Origin of the sequence: Paucibacter sp. Y2R2-4, assembly GCF_025717535.1 — a bacterium.
Lineage (GTDB): Bacteria > Pseudomonadota > Gammaproteobacteria > Burkholderiales > Burkholderiaceae_C > Paucibacter_A.
Genome location: NZ_JAJIRO010000003.1, coordinates 116,887 through 131,484, shown reverse-complemented (window position 1 = coordinate 131,484; position 14,598 = coordinate 116,887). Strand labels below are relative to the sequence as shown.

The following is a 14,598-nucleotide window of genomic DNA, read 5'->3' as shown; positions in this document are numbered from 1 at the left end:
GGTCAGTTCGCACCGAATCAAAGACCCCGAGCCCAAGTCATAAGCTCAGTTATCTTCCTCATATCGCCGCCTTTGACTTGGCCGCACAATGCGGCACCGCCATTTTTTGAAATTCAGCCTCACTCGGGCTGAACCGAGACCGGAACGACGCTCACCATGAAGAAACCGAACCGCACTGCTTTCACCATTGCCACCTTGAGCTTGGCTGCCGCTCTTTCTATGGGCCTGCCGCACGCGGCGTTTGCAGCCAGCGCCACGGCCAGCGTGGCTTGGCAGGCGGCCAGCGCCGATGCGGATATCGATAAAGCTTTTGCCCAGGCCAAGGCCGAGAAGAAGCCGGTGCTGCTCTACTGGGGCGCTAAGTGGTGCCCGCCTTGCAATCAATTGAAGGCCACGCTATTCAACCGCCAAGACTTCATCGAGCAAACCCAGGCCATCGTGCCGGTGCATATCGACGGCGACTCGCCCGGCGCGCAAAAGCTGGGCACCCGCTTCAAGGTGCGCGGCTACCCGACCATGATTTTGTTCAGCGCCGATGGCCGCGAGATCACCCGCCTGCCGGGCGAGATCGATGCGCCGCAAGTCATCAAGGTGCTGCAACTGGGCCTGGCCGGTGGCCGCCCGGTGGGCGATGTCTTGGCCGACGCCAAGGCCGGCAAGAAGCTGAGCGCCAATGAATGGCGCTTGCTGGGCTTCTACTCCTGGGAAACCGGTGAGTCGCAGCTGGTGCCCGCCGCCGAGTTGCCCGCCCTGCTCTCGCAGCTGGCCGGCGCTTCGCAAGGCGTGGATGCCGAAACCACCACTCGCTTGTGGCTCAAGGCAGTGGCCGCCAATAACGATGGCAAGGGCGGCTTGAAGGTGGACGCCAAGCTGAACGAGCTGGTGCACCAGGTGCTGGCCAGCCCGGCCGAGTCGCGGGCGCAGATGGATGTGTTGACGAATGGCGCTGGCGATATCGTCAAGACCCTAACGCCTGAAGCCGGCGCAGCACGCAGCAAGCTGATTGCAGCGTTTGAAGTGGCGCTGAAGCGCTTGGAGGCGGACGCCAGCTTGTCGCGCGCCGACCGTTTGGGTGCCCTGGGTGCCCGCGTTGATCTGGCGCGTTTGGACGTGGCCAAGACCGAGCTGGCGCCTAAGCTGAACCCAGCCCTGGTCAAGGAAGTGAAAGACGCTGCCGCCAAGGCTGACCGCGAGATCACCGATGGCTACGAGCGCCAAGCCGTCATCAGCTCGGCCGCACATTGGCTGGGCCAAGCCGGCCAGTGGAAGGACAGCGACGAGCTGCTGAAAAGCAGCTTGGCCAAGAGCCACTCGCCCTACTACCTGATGAGCCAGCTGGGCGGCAACGCCAAGAAGCAAGGCCGCAAGGACGAGGCTCTGCGCTGGTACGAAGACAGCTTCAACAAGAGCGAAGGCCCGGCCACGCGCTTGCAATGGGGTTCGGGCTATGTGGCCGCGCTGACCGAGCTGGCACCGCAAGACGCCGCCCGCATCGAGAAGACCGCCGCCCAACTGTTCAGCGAAGCCGCGCAAGACAAGGGCAGCTTCTACGAGCGCAGTGCCCGTTCGCTCCAACGCGTGGGCAGCTCGCTGCAGAAGTGGAACGCCGATGGCAAGCATGACGCCTCCATCGCTCGCCTGAAGACGCAGCTGGACGGCATCTGCAGCAAGGTGGACACCGCCGACAAGCAGCGCGCCACTTGCGAAGGCTTGCTGAAGGCGCCGGGCAAGAAGGCCTAATCCTGAGGCTGAACGGCGGGGCTGGACTCAGCCTCGTTCTTCAACCCAAGGCGCCCATCAAGGTCTCGACCGACTCCTGGCTCAGGTCTGGCGCACGCCAGGCCTGCAGCCAGGCGGCCAGCTGCTCTTGCGGCATGGGCTTGGCGATGAAGTAACCCTGACCCTCATCGCAACCCAGTTCGGCCAGCATCTTCCAGGCCTTGCCGGTTTCCACACCCTCGGCCACCACGCTGAGGCCCATATTGTGGGCAAGCTCGATGGTGGAGCGCACGATCTTGGCGTCGCCCACATCGCTTTCCATCGCCAGCACAAAGCTCTTGTCGATCTTCAGCTCATCGACCGGCAGGCCCTTCAAATACGCCAGCGAGGAGTAGCCGGTGCCGAAGTCGTCAATCGACAGCTTGAAGCCCATGGCGTGCAGCTCATTGAGGGTGTCGAGCGCGCGCTGTGGGTCGTCCATGATGGCGCTCTCGGTGATCTCCAGGCACAGCGCCTCGGTGGGCGCTTCATGCGCGGCCAGCAAGGCGGCGATCTTGGCCGGCAGGTCGATGTCCATCAAATCGCGGGTGGAGAGATTGACGCTGATGCGCAGCGCCAGCTCTTGCTGCCGCAGCTGTGCCCAGGCGCGCACCGACTCGGCCATGACCCAGCGGCTCAGCTCACGGATAAAGCCGGTCTGCTCCGCAAAGGGGATGAACTGCATGGGCGGCACCAGGCCGCGCTCGGGGTGCTGCCAGCGCACCAAGGCCTCGGCGCTGATGACGCGGCCGCTTTGCAGGTCCACCTTGGGCTGCAGATACAGACGCAGCTGGCCGCCCTCCACCGCGCGGCGCAAGTCACCCAGCAGCGACAGCGATTCTTGGCTGCCCACATCCAGCTGCGCGGTGTAGACCACACAGCCGCTTTGCCGCTTCTTGGCGGCATACATGGCCAGCGCGGCGCGGCTCAGCAGCTGTTTGCCTTCTTGCCCATGCTGTGGAGCCAGCACGATGCCGATGCTGGCACTGAGGTCCACCATCTGGTCTTGCAAGGACACAGCGGTTTCAAAGTCTTTGCGGATCTGCTCGGCTGCGGCCCGCGCCGCCGCTTCATCGGCCTGGGTGAGCAGCAGCACAAACTCATCGCCGCCCAAACGCGCCAAGGTGTGGGAGCGGCCCGCGAACAGGCGCTGCAAGCGCGCGGCCACCGCACACAAGAGCTGGTCGCCGAAGTCATGGCCCTGCACATCGTTGACATGCTTGAAACGGTCCAGGCCCAGCAGCAAGACGGCCAGCGGCTGCGCTTCGCCGCGCAAGCGCTGTTGCAGGCCTTCGCTGAAGCCGGAACGATTCGGCAAGCCGGTCAAGGCGTCGGTAAACGCGAGTTTGTTCAGCCGCGCATCGCGGGCCTGAATGCCTTGGCGCATGGCCTCAAAGGCGGCGGCCAGGTCGCCCACCTCATCGCCCGAGGCGCGCTGCACCGGCGTTTGATAGTCACCCCGGCCGAGTTGTTCGGCGGCGCGTGCCAGGTCTTTGACCGGCCCGCTGATGCGCCGCGCCATCAGCACCGAGCCGAGCGCGAACACAGCCACGCCAATCAGGGTCAGGGCCAGCAGGGTCAGCTGCAAATCACGGTAAGGCGCCACCGCCTCGTCAAAAGAGCGCAGCAGCAGCACGCCCAGGCGCTGCTGAGCGCCTTGCACTGGGTCCAGCAAAGGCGCCAAAAAGCCGCGCATGTTTTCGCCACCGGCGGAGGCGGCAAACAAGCCGCTTTCAGCAGGGATCTGCGCCACCAGTGTTTGCGCCATCTCGGCGGGCAGCAGGCTCAGCAAGCGCAGCCAATGGCCAGGTTGGTCTTGTCGCACCAGCACCGCTTGCAGCTCGGAGAGCTGCTGCAAGTCCTGCAGCACCACGTTCTCCAGCGCAAAGCCCATCAGAATCCAGCCGACCTGGGCCGGCGTTTTCACCGGCGCCCAAGCCAGCTGATAGACCTGGCCGCCCAGCAGCGCCAGCCTTGCGGTTTCGGCATCGGGCTTGGCTTCTGGCTTGGCTTCTGGCTTGGCTCCGGGCTTGAGCTCGGTCTGCAACTCGGAAATCAAGGCCGCATCGTCGCGGGTGGCGGCCACCAGCTTCAGATCATTGTCAAAGTAAGCCACCAAGCTGGCGCCGATGCGATCGCCTTGGTTGGCCAGCGCGTCTTTGATGGTCTCGACCGTGCCTTGCTCGGCCAGCGGCAGGCCCACCGCGTCGATGAAGCCATAGTCCTTGGCCAGCAGCTCGGCGGCGTCATGCAGCTTGTCGGCGCGCTGGCTCAGCAGGCGGCGGAAGATGCGCTCGCCGGTCTTCAACTCGGAGGCAATGGAGGCATCGGCATTGCGAGCGATGCTGGAGCGAATCAGTCCAAAGCTGGCGAACTGCACCACCAGCAGCAAGGCCAGGAACAGAGCGACGATGCGGCCCTCAAGCCGGCGCAGGTTCAGGTAGTCAGGCATCTTCCGTTCGATCTTCGGTCTTTGGTCCTAGGCCTTTCGCGCCAGCTCTTCATTCGCTTAACACCAGCTTGCTGGCCGCGCCGCTGGCCTGGGCCTCTGAGCCCACGCTCAAGGGCTGCGGCAAGGCCTGCAAGCTGGGCGTCTTCAGGCTGGCATGCCAAGCCTTGATGCGGTGCTCGCCGGCCGGCAGCTCAAACTTGGCCAGGCCATTCGCGTCGGTCACGGCAAAGACCGGGGTGTCCACCACCACGATGTGAGCGCTCATGCGGTCATGGATATTGCAGCCTAGGGTGGCCACGCCGGGCTTGTCAAAAACAATAGGCTCGGCCGGCGTGCCGGAATACAGCTTCAGGTCGATGACTTTGATCGGCGAGAAGGAATAGACATGGTGGCGCACCACGTCAAAGTTAGGAAACGACACCGCCGTGCCGGTCTGCACCACCAGCACCGCCGGCTGAAACTGCCGCTCGCGCTGGCCCATCTCGGCCTTGGCCGTGCTGGTTTTGCTGCTGCGCCCCGAGACCTCCACCGCCACGGCGGCGCCGGCCAGCGGCTTGCCGGCGGCGTTGGTGAGCTGCACGGTCCAAGGCAGGGCTTGCAAGGCCGGGCTGCCCAGGGCGGCCGCCATACAAGCACCGCCTTGCAGCAAGCGCAAAACTGATGTTTTCATCGTCTTCCGTTCCAGCAGGCCGGGCGGCTTGCTCAAGGCTTGACGATAGCCGGTTTCATCGGCGCCAGCAGGCGCAGCAGCTCATTCTTCTCGCGGGCAGCGACGCCAGCGGCGTCCATTTCCTGGCGCAAGATCTCCACAAAAGCGTCGAATTCCGAATGGCTGATGCGCAGATCACGGTGCACCGGCTCCATGGCCTGGCCCTGGTACTTGCAGCCGCCGCCGGCCAGCGCGCAGATCTGCTCGGTCAGGCTTTCTTCCAAGGCCGCCAGCTTGATGCCGTCAAAGCTGCGCTGGGTGCGGGCGTCCTTGGCGGCGCGGCTGAGGGTCTTGCCCATCAAGGCCGACACGCCGGTCTGGCCGCCCAGGCGCTCGTACAAGCTGCCGGCAGGTGGCGTCAGCGCACAGGCCGACAGGGCGAAAACAGCAAAGCAAAGCAGCAGGCGTTGGCAGATGGCGAACATGGCAAGAACCGTGAATTGAGCTGAAGTGGATTTTTAGCTTCAGCCGCGTAGAAAAAGTCCGATGACGGAGGAGGCGCGGGGCTGACGATGGTGGCCCATCACCCCCCAGCCCCCTCTTATCGACCTTCGCCCCCTTGACTTGAGACATGCGAGCCATGCTTGTGACTTCTGCCCTTCCCCTCCGCCTCCTCAGCGCTTTGAGCCTCACTCTGCTGGCCTTGCTCCCCCAAGCCAGCCGTGCAGGCGACCGCTTGCTGGGCAGCTCCGGCGTCAGCCAGGTGGAAGGCGCGGCCGGCGGGGGACTCAGCCCCTGGGCGGTGATTGCCGGCAGCGGCAGCCGCGACCAGATCGGCGCCTCGGCCTTTGTCACCCGGGTGGAGACCCGCGGCGGCTATGTGCTGGAAGCCGGCGGTGCTGCCGTGGGTTTTTATGACCGGCTGGAACTGTCGCTGGCGCGCTGGCGCTTTGGCCTCTCGGACACCGTACCCGGCCAAAGCCTGGGCCTGGAGGTGCTGGGGCTGAAGTGGCGCGTCTTGGGCGACGCGGTGTATGAGGCCGACAGCTGGCTGCCGCAAATTGCCCTGGGCCTGCAACACAAGCGCAACCGCGACCCGGCCGTGCCGCGTTTGCTGGGCGCCCGGCAAGACCAAGACACCGAGCCCTATATCGCCGCCACCAAGCTCTGGTTGGGTGCGGCCGGTGGCTTCAATCTGCTGGGTAATCTGACGCTGCGCGGCACGCGGGCCAACCAAATGGGCTTGCTCGGTTTTGGCGGCGACCGCGGCCAGTCTCGCCAGCTGCATGCCGAGGGCTCACTGGTCGTGCTGCCGCGCGACAACCTGGGCTTGGGGCTGGAGTGGCGCAGCAAGCCCAGCCTGCTGAGCGCCGCGCCCGAAACCCGCGCACTGGATCTTTTTGTGACTTGGTGGCCCCAAGCGAACCTGAACCTGACCGTGGCCTATCTGGACCTGGGCCAGATTGCCAACAAGACCCAGCAGCGCAGCAGCTACGTCTCACTGCAAGCGCAGTTCTGAGCGCAGCGAATAAAACCCTTCTGGCGGCGTTGGCCCGGCTTGCCGTACGCCAGTACTGTCTACGCCGGGCCGCCTAGGCAGAATCGCTTAGCTGGGTTTTCTTCGCTGCTTTCAAGTCGTTACTTGTTACCAGCGGGTATCGACCGTCAGCGCCAGCAGGCGGCCGGGTCGCTCGGCATAGCTGCCGCTGCCGCGCAGCTCATAGCTGCGGCGATTCAGCGCATTGCTGAGCAGCAGACGCAGGGCCGAGGGCTGGGCGCCTAACTGGAAGGGCCAACGCAGGCCCAGATCCAGCTCGGTGATGGCAGGCAGCTCGACGCGGTTGTCGCGTGTGGCGGGCATGGCGCCGTTGTGCGTCAGGCCGGCATCCAGGCTCAAGCCGCCCAGAGCCGCGGGCCGCCAGACGGTGTTGAGCTTGAAGACTCGTTCCGGCTGGCCCACAGGCTTGGCGCCAACACGGCCCAGGCTCACGCCCTCGCCCAGCACGCGCGGCTGCATCAGCACAGCGCCGCCCACCAGCTGCCACTCGGGCGCCGGCTGGCCGTTCAGCGAAATCTCAATGCCGCGGTGCTGCACATCGCCCAGCTCGCTGTAGAGCTGCTTGGCGTCGAGGTTGTAATAGGGCTTGCGCACCTCAAACACACCGGCCACCAGCTTCATCTTGGGGTGCAACTGCCAGCGCAGACCGGCATCGTGTTGCGAGGTCTTGATGGCCGGCATGGCTTGATTGCGGTTGCTGGCGTTGCCCGGGGCCACGCCGCTTTCTTCCAGGCCATGGGTCAGGCCGGCGTAGAAAGCCAGCGTCGGGCTCCAATGCCAGGCGGCGCTGAGGTTGTAGAGCAGCGGCGCGTCGCTGGTTTCGGCCATGGGCTGATCGGGGCGGCTGACGCGCTTGCGGTAATGGGTTTGCTGCACGCCGAGGTTCAGCTCCAGCTGCTGCGCCCAGCGCAACTCATAAGCCAGGCCCAGCCAGGACTGGCGCACCTCGTCCAGGCTTTGGCGTGGGTCGAAGCTGAACACCGGCTCGGGCGGCTGGAAGGTCTCGGTCTGACTGACGCGACCGTAATCAAAGGTCTGCGAATCGCCCAAACGCCGATCGCGCGCGCGGCCGGCCAACTGCAGATGCACCCGCTGCGCCCAGGGCGCCGGGCTGAAGGCCCAGCTCAGGCGGAGCTCGCCGCTGTCAGACGCCACTTTGCTGGGCGCATCGGCAATGATCAGGCGCTGCGCCGTGCCGTCCGGCCGCATATTCAAGAGCAGATTACTGAAGCCCGACCGGTCATCGGACTCCGAGTGGAAGAGCCCAGCGCGCAGCTGCCATTGCGCATCAAAGGCATGGCGCAACAAGCCGCCATAGTTGCGGCCGGTACCACGGTAGCTGGCCCAGTCGGGCCCTTGGAACTTGCGCTGCTCGCCCAAAGGCGGCAGCTCGGCGTCGGCGCTGGAGACCTGCGGGCCGGTGCGGTCAAAAGGCGTGTCGATGGCCGAGACGAAGACCATGGCTTCGGTGCTGGCCTGCGGCCGCCACCAGAAGGCCAAGCTGCCAGTGCCGTACTGGCCCTTGGTGCCGTTGGTGTACTCGGGCAGGCCCAGCGACAGGCCACCGGTCACGGCGGCCTTGCCCTCGGCCAGGCTTTGGTTGAAGTCCAGGTCCAGAAACTGGCCGCCCCAGCTGTCGGTGGTCAGCATCAACTGACCATTGCTGCGGCCCTCGTCGAGCGGACGACGCAGGCTGTGGTCCACGATGCCGGTCGGTGCGGGGAAAGCAAAGCCTTGTGCCGACAGGCCGACACGCACCTTGCTGGACTCGCGCAAGCGTGCGCTGATGCCCCAGACCTGGTCGAAATACAAACCTTCGAGCCGCACATTGCCTGCCGCCGTGGGCGAAAAACCGCGCACGCTGCTGCTGGTGTAGAGGCCAATGGTCTCGCGGCCGATGCTGGTGCCAAAGGCATCGCTGGCGGCTTGTACAGCGGCGTCATTGGCCTGGGCGGAGCCCAGTGCGGCCAGGCACAGAGCGAGAGTCGTCGGCAAAGCCGGGGCTGAAAATCGAAGCTTCATGTCTGCGAGGCCGCTCTTGAGATGGCCGCCCTGAGGTCAAGCGCGCCGCTCGTGCAAAAGCAAGCAAGAGCGCGCAAAGCCGCGCAGTCTAGGCGATCCAAATGACCCAAGCGAAAGTCAGGGGGCGGTGGTGAGCCCCAAGCGCGACAGCTTCTCCCCCAGAAGCCGCATGCGCTGATCCGGCAGCTGCGCCAGCTCGGCCAAGGGCAGCCAGGCCGCCGCATGCACCTCGGCGATTTGCGGGCTCAGACTCTGCGCCGCATCGGCCAAGAGCAGATAGGCATAGTCATGATGCCAATGCGGGCCTTCTTGCTTGCGCGGGTTGGCCGGAATCGGATGGCTGTCGATGTCAAACGGCAGCGCCAAGCCCGAGACCGGGTCGCGCCACTCGGGGTGCGGCAGCAGCTGGCTGACGCCCGTTTCCTCGCTCGCCTCGCGCTGGGCCGAGGCCAGCAAAGGGTCGGCCGCCTGATTCGGCTCGAAATGCCCGCCGGGCTGCAACCAGCGGTCCAGGGTCTTGTGGTGAATCAACAAGAGCTGCTGCGCCGCCGGGTCCAGCACCACCGCGCTGGTGGTGATGTGGCCGCGCAGATTGCTGCGGCAAAACGGGTCTTGTGCATCTTCAGCGAGTTGTTGGGACAGGGCCTGCAAACGCGCAGACTCATCGGGGAATGCTCGCGCCAAATAGACAGTCAGGATCTGCTGCGCCTGCGCTCGAAGTGAAGGGGTCGACATGCGCCGGATTCTCCCAGCAAGCCCAGGCTCACCTGGGACCGATGCGCCAAAACAGCAAGGCAGGGGCACGGCTTGGGCCACTGCGGCAGGCTTGATCTAGCGCAAGACGCGGCCAGCCGCACGCGCCGAGACTGACTGCAAATTCACCATGGGCTGCCTTGCATGAAATTGAACCCCGCGACCTGGCTTCACGGCCTGGGATGGAAGTCCCGCTGGGCGCTGGTGGCCGTGTTGCTGGGCGGCCTGCTGATCGGCTGGCGGCGCTGGCAAGGGCCGGAGGTTGCCACCGAGCAGGTGCTGCGGCGTGATTTCGTGCAGTCGGTGGTGGCCAGCGGCCGGGTCGAAACACCGCACCGGGTGGACATTGCCGCGCAGATCACCGGCACCGTCGCTCGCGTGCCCGTGGCCGAAGGGCAAATGGTCGAGGCCGGCGCCGTCTTGGTGGAGCTGGAGTCCACCGAGTTGCGCGCCAGCCAACGCCAAGCCGAGCTGGCCGTGCGCCAGGCCCAAGCGCGTGTGAGGCAGGTGGCCGAATTGCAAGCGCCCGTGGCCGAACAGCAGCAGCGCCAAGCCCAAGCCAACTGGACGAATGCGCAAGCGCAGCTGCGCCGCCAACAGGCCTTGTTCGAGCAAGGTTTCATCGGCGAGGCCGCGCTGGACCAAGCCGGCACCGCCCTCGTGCTGGCCGAGTCGCAGTGGCGTCTGAGCCAAAAACAAAGCGAATCGCTGCGCCCCAGCGGCAGCGACCATGCCCTCGCCGAAGCCGCGCTGGCCCAGGCCCAAGCCAGCGCCGAGGCCGCCGCTGCGCGCAGCCGTTATGCCCGCATCCTGGCTCCCAGTGCCGGCACCTTGATCACCCGCGATGTGGAGGTGGGCGATGTGGTGCAAGCCGGCAAGCGCTTGATGACCCTGTCGCCCAGCGGCCGCAGCCAATTGGTCTTGAGCATCGACGAGCGCAATCTGCGCCTGATCGCGCCGGGCCAAAAAGCGCTGGCCTCAGCCGACGCCTTCCCCGAGCAGCGCTTTGCCGCCGAGTTGGTCTTCATCAACCCCGGCGTGAATGCGCAGACCGGTGCCGTCGAAGTGAAGTTGGACGTACCCCGCCCGCCGCCGCAGCTGAGCCAGGACATGACGGTTTCGGTAGACATCGAGGTGGCTCGCAAGCCGAAGGCCTTGCTGCTGCCGCTGATTGCGGTGCATGAGGCCAACAGCGCCACGCCTTGGGCACTGCGAGTCGACGCCGACCAGCACCTGAGCCGCCGCGAGCTGCGTCTCGGTTTGCGCAGCGGCGGCTATGCCGAGCTGCTCTCAGGCCTGGCCGAGGGCGACACCGTGGTGCTGAGCCATGAGCCGGTGGCCGCTGGCGCGCGGGTGCGTGTCAAACCGACAGCAGCCCAGGCCGGCGCGCCGTCGTCTGTGGGCAGCAGCGCCAGCGCCGCGCCTCAAGCCACCCTGCCCTGATGCGCCGTATGAGCAGCAAATTGCCGCCCTACCTGCCCTTCGAGTGGATCGTCGCCCTGCGCTTTTTGCGCGAAGGGCGCTTGCAAACGCTGTTCATCATCGTGGGCGTGGCCATCGGCGTGGGCGTGATTGTGTTCATGTCGGCCCTGCTGTCGGGGCTGCAAGGCAATTTCATTCGGCGCGTTTTGTCGGCGCAAGCGCACATCCAATTGCTGCCGCCGCAGCAAGTGACCCGCGCCCTGCGAGCGGCCACAGCGCTCGAGCAGCCGGGCGCCATCGTCCAGCCGCCGCTGCAAAAACTCAAGTCGATCGACCAGTGGCAGGCCGTGGCCGCGCAGGCGCGCAGCACGCCCGGCGTGGTGGTGGTGTCGCCGCTGGCCAGTGGCTCGGCCCTGCTGCTACGCGGCAATGCCAGCCGGGCGATCTCGGTCAATGGCATCGAGCCCGAGCTCTACTACCGCATCGTGGACCTGCAAGACAAGCTGGTGCGCGGCCAAGGCCAGATCAATGCCACCGACATCTTGATTGGCCTGGACCTGGCCCATGACCTTGGCGTAGCTGTGGGCGACAAGCTGCGCCTGACCACGGCCAGCGGCGGTGGTAGCAATGGCAATAGCAATGGCAACAGCGCCGCCACACCCGCCAGCGTCAGCACGCTGAGCATCGCCGGCATCTTCGACCTCGGCAACAAAGGCGCCAATTTGCGCAGCACTTTTGTCACCTTACACACGGCCCAGAGCCTGCTGGGCCTGCCCGGCGGCGTCACCAGCCTGGATGTGACGGTGGCCGATGTTTACGCGGCCGAACGCATCGCGCAGCTGATTGCCGCCAGCACCGGCGTTGAGGCGGACAGCTGGATCAAATCGAGCGCGCAGTTTTTCTCAGCGGTGAGCGCGCAGACCACGGCCAATACCGCGATCCGCTTCTTTGTTGGCCTGTCCGTGGCCTTTGGCATTGCCAGCGTGCTGGTGGTGGTGGTGGTGCAGAAGTCGCGAGAGATCGGCATTCTGCGGGCCATGGGTATTTCACAGGCCCAGATCCTGCGGGTGTTTTTGCTGCAAGGCGGCCTGCTGGGCCTGGGCGGCTCGCTGGCAGGCAGCGCGATCGGCGCCCTCGCCTTAGGCTTGTGGCAGCGCTATGCACGCAATGCCGATGGCACGCCGCTGTTCCCGCTGGTGTTCGACCCGCGTTTGTTCGCCGCCGCCCTGCTGCTGGCGACGCTGACCGGCTTGATCGCCGCCTTTGCGCCGGCGTTGCGCGCGGCGCGGCTGGACCCGGTGGTGGCGATCCGTGCTTGAGATGCAGCCCCTAAGGCGCACTGTGGATGCCGCCACAGCGCCAGCCCGCGAGGAGATCGTGCGCCTGCACGAGGTGCGCAAGGTCTTCAACCCCGGCACCTCCATCGAGGCCGAGATCCTGCACGGCATCGACCTGACGCTGCACCGCGGCGAATTCTGCGCGGTGATGGGCCCCTCGGGCTCGGGCAAAAGCACGCTGCTCAATATCGTCGGCTTGCTGGACCGGCCCAGCAGCGGCACCTTGGCCATCTGCGGCGAAGAGACCACTCAGCTGGACGACCCGGCCTTGACCCGCTTGCGCGGCCACAACATCGGCTTTGTGTTCCAGTACCACCACCTGATCACCGCCTTCACCGCGCTGGAGAACGTGATGATGCCGATGCTGGGCGCGGCGGGATTCCCGAATGCTGAAATGTATGAGCGAGCCCAGACGCTGATCGCCAGCGTCGGCCTGACGCCCTGGCAAGACCATCTGGCCGGCAATCTCAGTGGCGGTCAGCAGCAGCGCGTCGCCGTGGCCCGCGCGCTGGCCATGAAGCCGGCGCTCTTGCTCGCCGATGAGCCCACCGGCAATCTCGACACCAAGAGCGCCGACGCCGTCTTTGAGCTGCTGCGCCGCGTCAACCAAGAGCAGGGCACGGCCATCCTCTTCGTTACCCACAACCCCGAGTTGGCGCAGCGCTGCGACCGCACCATTCAGGTGATTGACGGCATGGTCAGCGGCTGAGCACGCAGCACCGCGCAATTAGGGTAAACAAGCATGCCAAGGATGGCGTGGTCTCTTAACGTTAGACCATTCATGCGCCACATCGCCCAGCCCCCCTTTTTCATCCCGGGAGCCCTCATGTATCGAAGCCTCGCATTGAAGTCCGCCATGACGGGCGCTGCTTTGGCTCTCGGCTCAATTGCCGCCGTGGGGACACTGGCTCATGCCGCCAACCCGGCCGCCAGCGAGGAATCGGCCGCACAATGGTTTCAGTTGCAAATCCGCGGCGATGACCACCGCTTTGAGCTGCGACTGAAAGAGGGCGAGCCGGCCTCCCTGGCGTTTCAAGAAACCGGGATTCAAGGGCCGGAGCGGCGTTACACCTTTCGCGTCAGTCGTCCGCTACCAGGGAAGCTCCCCGCTGCCGCCCAGCGCCTGAACGACCCAGTGGCGGTGGCCGTACGACTTGATTCAAAAACCAGCCCGCAAGACTGGCAGCTGGAGTTTGAACAAAACTATCTGATCCCCAACGGAACTTCAATTGCCGTGGAGGCGCAGTCCCCGGACAAGGCCATCAAGTTCAACCTTGGTGTTCGCGGCCTAACGCCCGAGGCTACCGCGCCAACTCATAAGCAAGCCGCCATCTGAGGCTCAGCGGGCGGCCTACGATCCGCCGCTTCAGCGAATCAGGCCTTCCGCCTTCATCGCCTCGACCACCGCCGGGCGCGCAGCCACACGGGCACGGAATGCCACCAGATTCGGATAAGCGGCCACTTCCACGCCAACGTATTGGCCCCAGTTCGACACCACGAACAGGTAGGCGTCAGCCACGCTGAACTGTTCGCCCAGCAGATAAGTCTTGCCCTCGAGTTGCGCGTCCACCCAAGCGAAACGCTCGGCCAGCTTGGCGCGCACTTGTGGCTTGTACTCTTCAGTCGTGGCCGGGTTGAACAGTGGCGAGAAGCCTTTGTGCAGCTCGGAGGTGATGAAGTTCAACCACTCTTGCAGACGGTAGCGGGCAAAAGTGCCGTTGGCCGGCGCCAGGTTTGAAGCCGGGGCCTGGTCGGCGATGTATTGCACGATGGCCGGGCCTTCGGTCAGGCGCTCGCCATTGTCCAGCTCCAGCACAGGCACCGAGCCCTTGGAGTTGATGGTGAAGAAGTCGGTGCCGTCTTGCAGCTTCTTGGTCTTGGTGCTGGCCAGCACCAGCTCGAAAGCCAAGCCCGCTTCGCGCAGCGCGATGTGGGGAGACAGGGAGCAAGCGCCGGGGCTGTAATAGAGCTTCATGGTTCAGGGTTCCTTGCAAACAGACAAGCGCGCAAGCCTACGCGCATTTGCAAAAGTCCGCGTGACAACGGCTTATTGGTCTTCGGGTACGAAGATCCACAGCAAGACGTAGACGAACAAGCCCGTGCCCACACACAAGACCAGCAAGGTGAACAAGAGACGCCAGATCCAGGCATCGATGCCGGTGATGCGCGAGATGCCGCCGCACACACCGCCCAGCCAACGGTCCTCGCGGCTGCGGCGCAGTTCGTTGATGGCGGCCATGCCCGGAATCTCGCCGGAAGCCGCATGGGGCTTGGCGGTTGAGCCACTCAGCAAGCGCTCTTTGGCGCGGGCGAACTCTTCCGCGCTCAAAACGCCGCGCTGGTGCAGTTCGGCCAGTTTTTCCAATTCGATGCTGTCTGACATGGCAATTTCCTCCGGCTTTGAGTTTGCGGCGTATCCCGTAAACACGGTCACGATGCTGAGAGCTTAACCCGGTACCTGCACGCATTCACGGCCTTGCGATGAAGCGGCAAATGAGCCGCCTGAAGGTGGCACTTGCCGTGATGGTTGGCCAAGGCTTTTGTCCGCCGTGCCCTTGAGCGACTGACTTGACTCGCTGGGCTGACTTTCAGCATCCCGCAGCTCAGGGAGTGCCGTATCCGACTGAGCTAGGTATAACCCCGAGCC

Annotated in this window: 13 protein-coding genes; 6 read left to right on the top strand and 7 right to left on the bottom strand. The window is 65.1% G+C overall.

Features of this window, described 5'->3' with window-relative positions; genetic code table 11:
* Window positions 1-156: 156 nt before the first annotated feature.
* Complete coding sequence (locus LNV06_RS11765; protein WP_263538477.1) at window positions 157-1,740, top strand: thioredoxin family protein; 1,584 nt, start codon at window positions 157-159, stop codon at window positions 1,738-1,740.
* 40 nt (window positions 1,741-1,780) lie between these two features.
* On the opposite strand, the gene LNV06_RS11760 is transcribed toward LNV06_RS11765, so the two are convergent.
* The 3 genes from LNV06_RS11760 to LNV06_RS11750 are packed head-to-tail and all read right to left on the bottom strand — an operon-like array spanning window position 1,781 to window position 5,344.
* Entirely contained in the window at window positions 1,781-4,210 is a 2,430-nt protein-coding gene (locus tag LNV06_RS11760; protein WP_263538476.1) for a bifunctional diguanylate cyclase/phosphodiesterase, read from the bottom strand.
* Between the two features lie 49 nt (window positions 4,211-4,259).
* Window positions 4,260-4,880, bottom strand: a complete 621-nt coding sequence (locus LNV06_RS11755; RefSeq protein ID WP_263538475.1) for a methylamine utilization protein — start codon at window positions 4,878-4,880, stop codon at window positions 4,260-4,262.
* Window positions 4,881-4,912: 32 nt separating this feature from the next.
* Window positions 4,913-5,344: a group I truncated hemoglobin gene (locus LNV06_RS11750; protein WP_263538474.1), complete on the bottom strand. Its 432-nt coding sequence runs from the start codon at window positions 5,342-5,344 to the stop codon at window positions 4,913-4,915.
* 197 nt (window positions 5,345-5,541) lie between these two features.
* On the opposite strand from LNV06_RS11750, the gene LNV06_RS11745 reads away from it, so the two are divergent.
* Window positions 5,542-6,378, top strand: coding sequence for a DUF3034 family protein (locus tag LNV06_RS11745; protein WP_263538473.1), 837 nt, complete (start codon window positions 5,542-5,544; stop codon window positions 6,376-6,378).
* A 126-nt stretch (window positions 6,379-6,504) separates the two neighbouring features.
* Here the strand turns inward: LNV06_RS11745 and LNV06_RS11740 are convergent, their stop codons facing one another.
* Together LNV06_RS11740 and LNV06_RS11735 are read right to left on the bottom strand one after the other, a co-directional pair.
* A complete protein-coding gene (locus LNV06_RS11740) occupies window positions 6,505-8,439 on the bottom strand; it encodes a TonB-dependent siderophore receptor (RefSeq protein WP_263538472.1) in 1,935 nt (644 codons plus the stop codon).
* Window positions 8,440-8,556: 117 nt separating this feature from the next.
* On the bottom strand, window positions 8,557-9,174 hold the full coding sequence (locus LNV06_RS11735) for an NUDIX hydrolase (protein ID WP_263538471.1): 618 nt from the start codon (window positions 9,172-9,174) through the stop codon (window positions 8,557-8,559).
* Window positions 9,175-9,336: 162 nt separating this feature from the next.
* Here LNV06_RS11735 and LNV06_RS11730 point away from each other — a divergent pair, with 162 nt between their 5' ends.
* The 4 genes from LNV06_RS11730 to LNV06_RS11715 all read left to right on the top strand — a co-directional run bounded on the left by LNV06_RS11730 (window position 9,337) and on the right by LNV06_RS11715 (window position 13,287).
* Entirely contained in the window at window positions 9,337-10,635 is a 1,299-nt protein-coding gene (locus LNV06_RS11730; RefSeq protein ID WP_263538470.1) for an efflux RND transporter periplasmic adaptor subunit, read from the top strand.
* An 8-nt stretch (window positions 10,636-10,643) separates the two neighbouring features.
* Window positions 10,644-11,933 carry an FtsX-like permease family protein gene (locus LNV06_RS11725; protein ID WP_263538469.1) on the top strand — a complete coding sequence of 430 codons (1,290 nt, stop codon included), beginning with the start codon at window positions 10,644-10,646 and terminating at the stop codon, window positions 11,931-11,933.
* Window positions 11,934-11,955: 22 nt separating this feature from the next.
* Complete coding sequence (locus LNV06_RS11720) at window positions 11,956-12,660, top strand: ABC transporter ATP-binding protein (protein WP_263538468.1); 705 nt, start codon at window positions 11,956-11,958, stop codon at window positions 12,658-12,660.
* A gap of 117 nt (window positions 12,661-12,777) precedes the next feature.
* On the top strand, window positions 12,778-13,287 hold the full coding sequence (locus tag LNV06_RS11715; protein ID WP_263538467.1) for a hypothetical protein: 510 nt from the start codon (window positions 12,778-12,780) through the stop codon (window positions 13,285-13,287).
* 30 nt (window positions 13,288-13,317) lie between these two features.
* Here the strand turns inward: LNV06_RS11715 and gstA are convergent, their stop codons facing one another.
* The gene (gene gstA / locus LNV06_RS11710) at window positions 13,318-13,926 is read right to left on the bottom strand and encodes a glutathione transferase GstA (protein ID WP_263538466.1); all 609 of its coding nucleotides are present in this window, start codon (window positions 13,924-13,926) and stop codon (window positions 13,318-13,320) included.
* Window positions 13,927-13,998: 72 nt separating this feature from the next.
* On the bottom strand, window positions 13,999-14,334 hold the full coding sequence (locus tag LNV06_RS11705) for a PspC domain-containing protein (protein WP_263538465.1): 336 nt from the start codon (window positions 14,332-14,334) through the stop codon (window positions 13,999-14,001).
* Window positions 14,335-14,598: the final 264 nt, after the last annotated feature.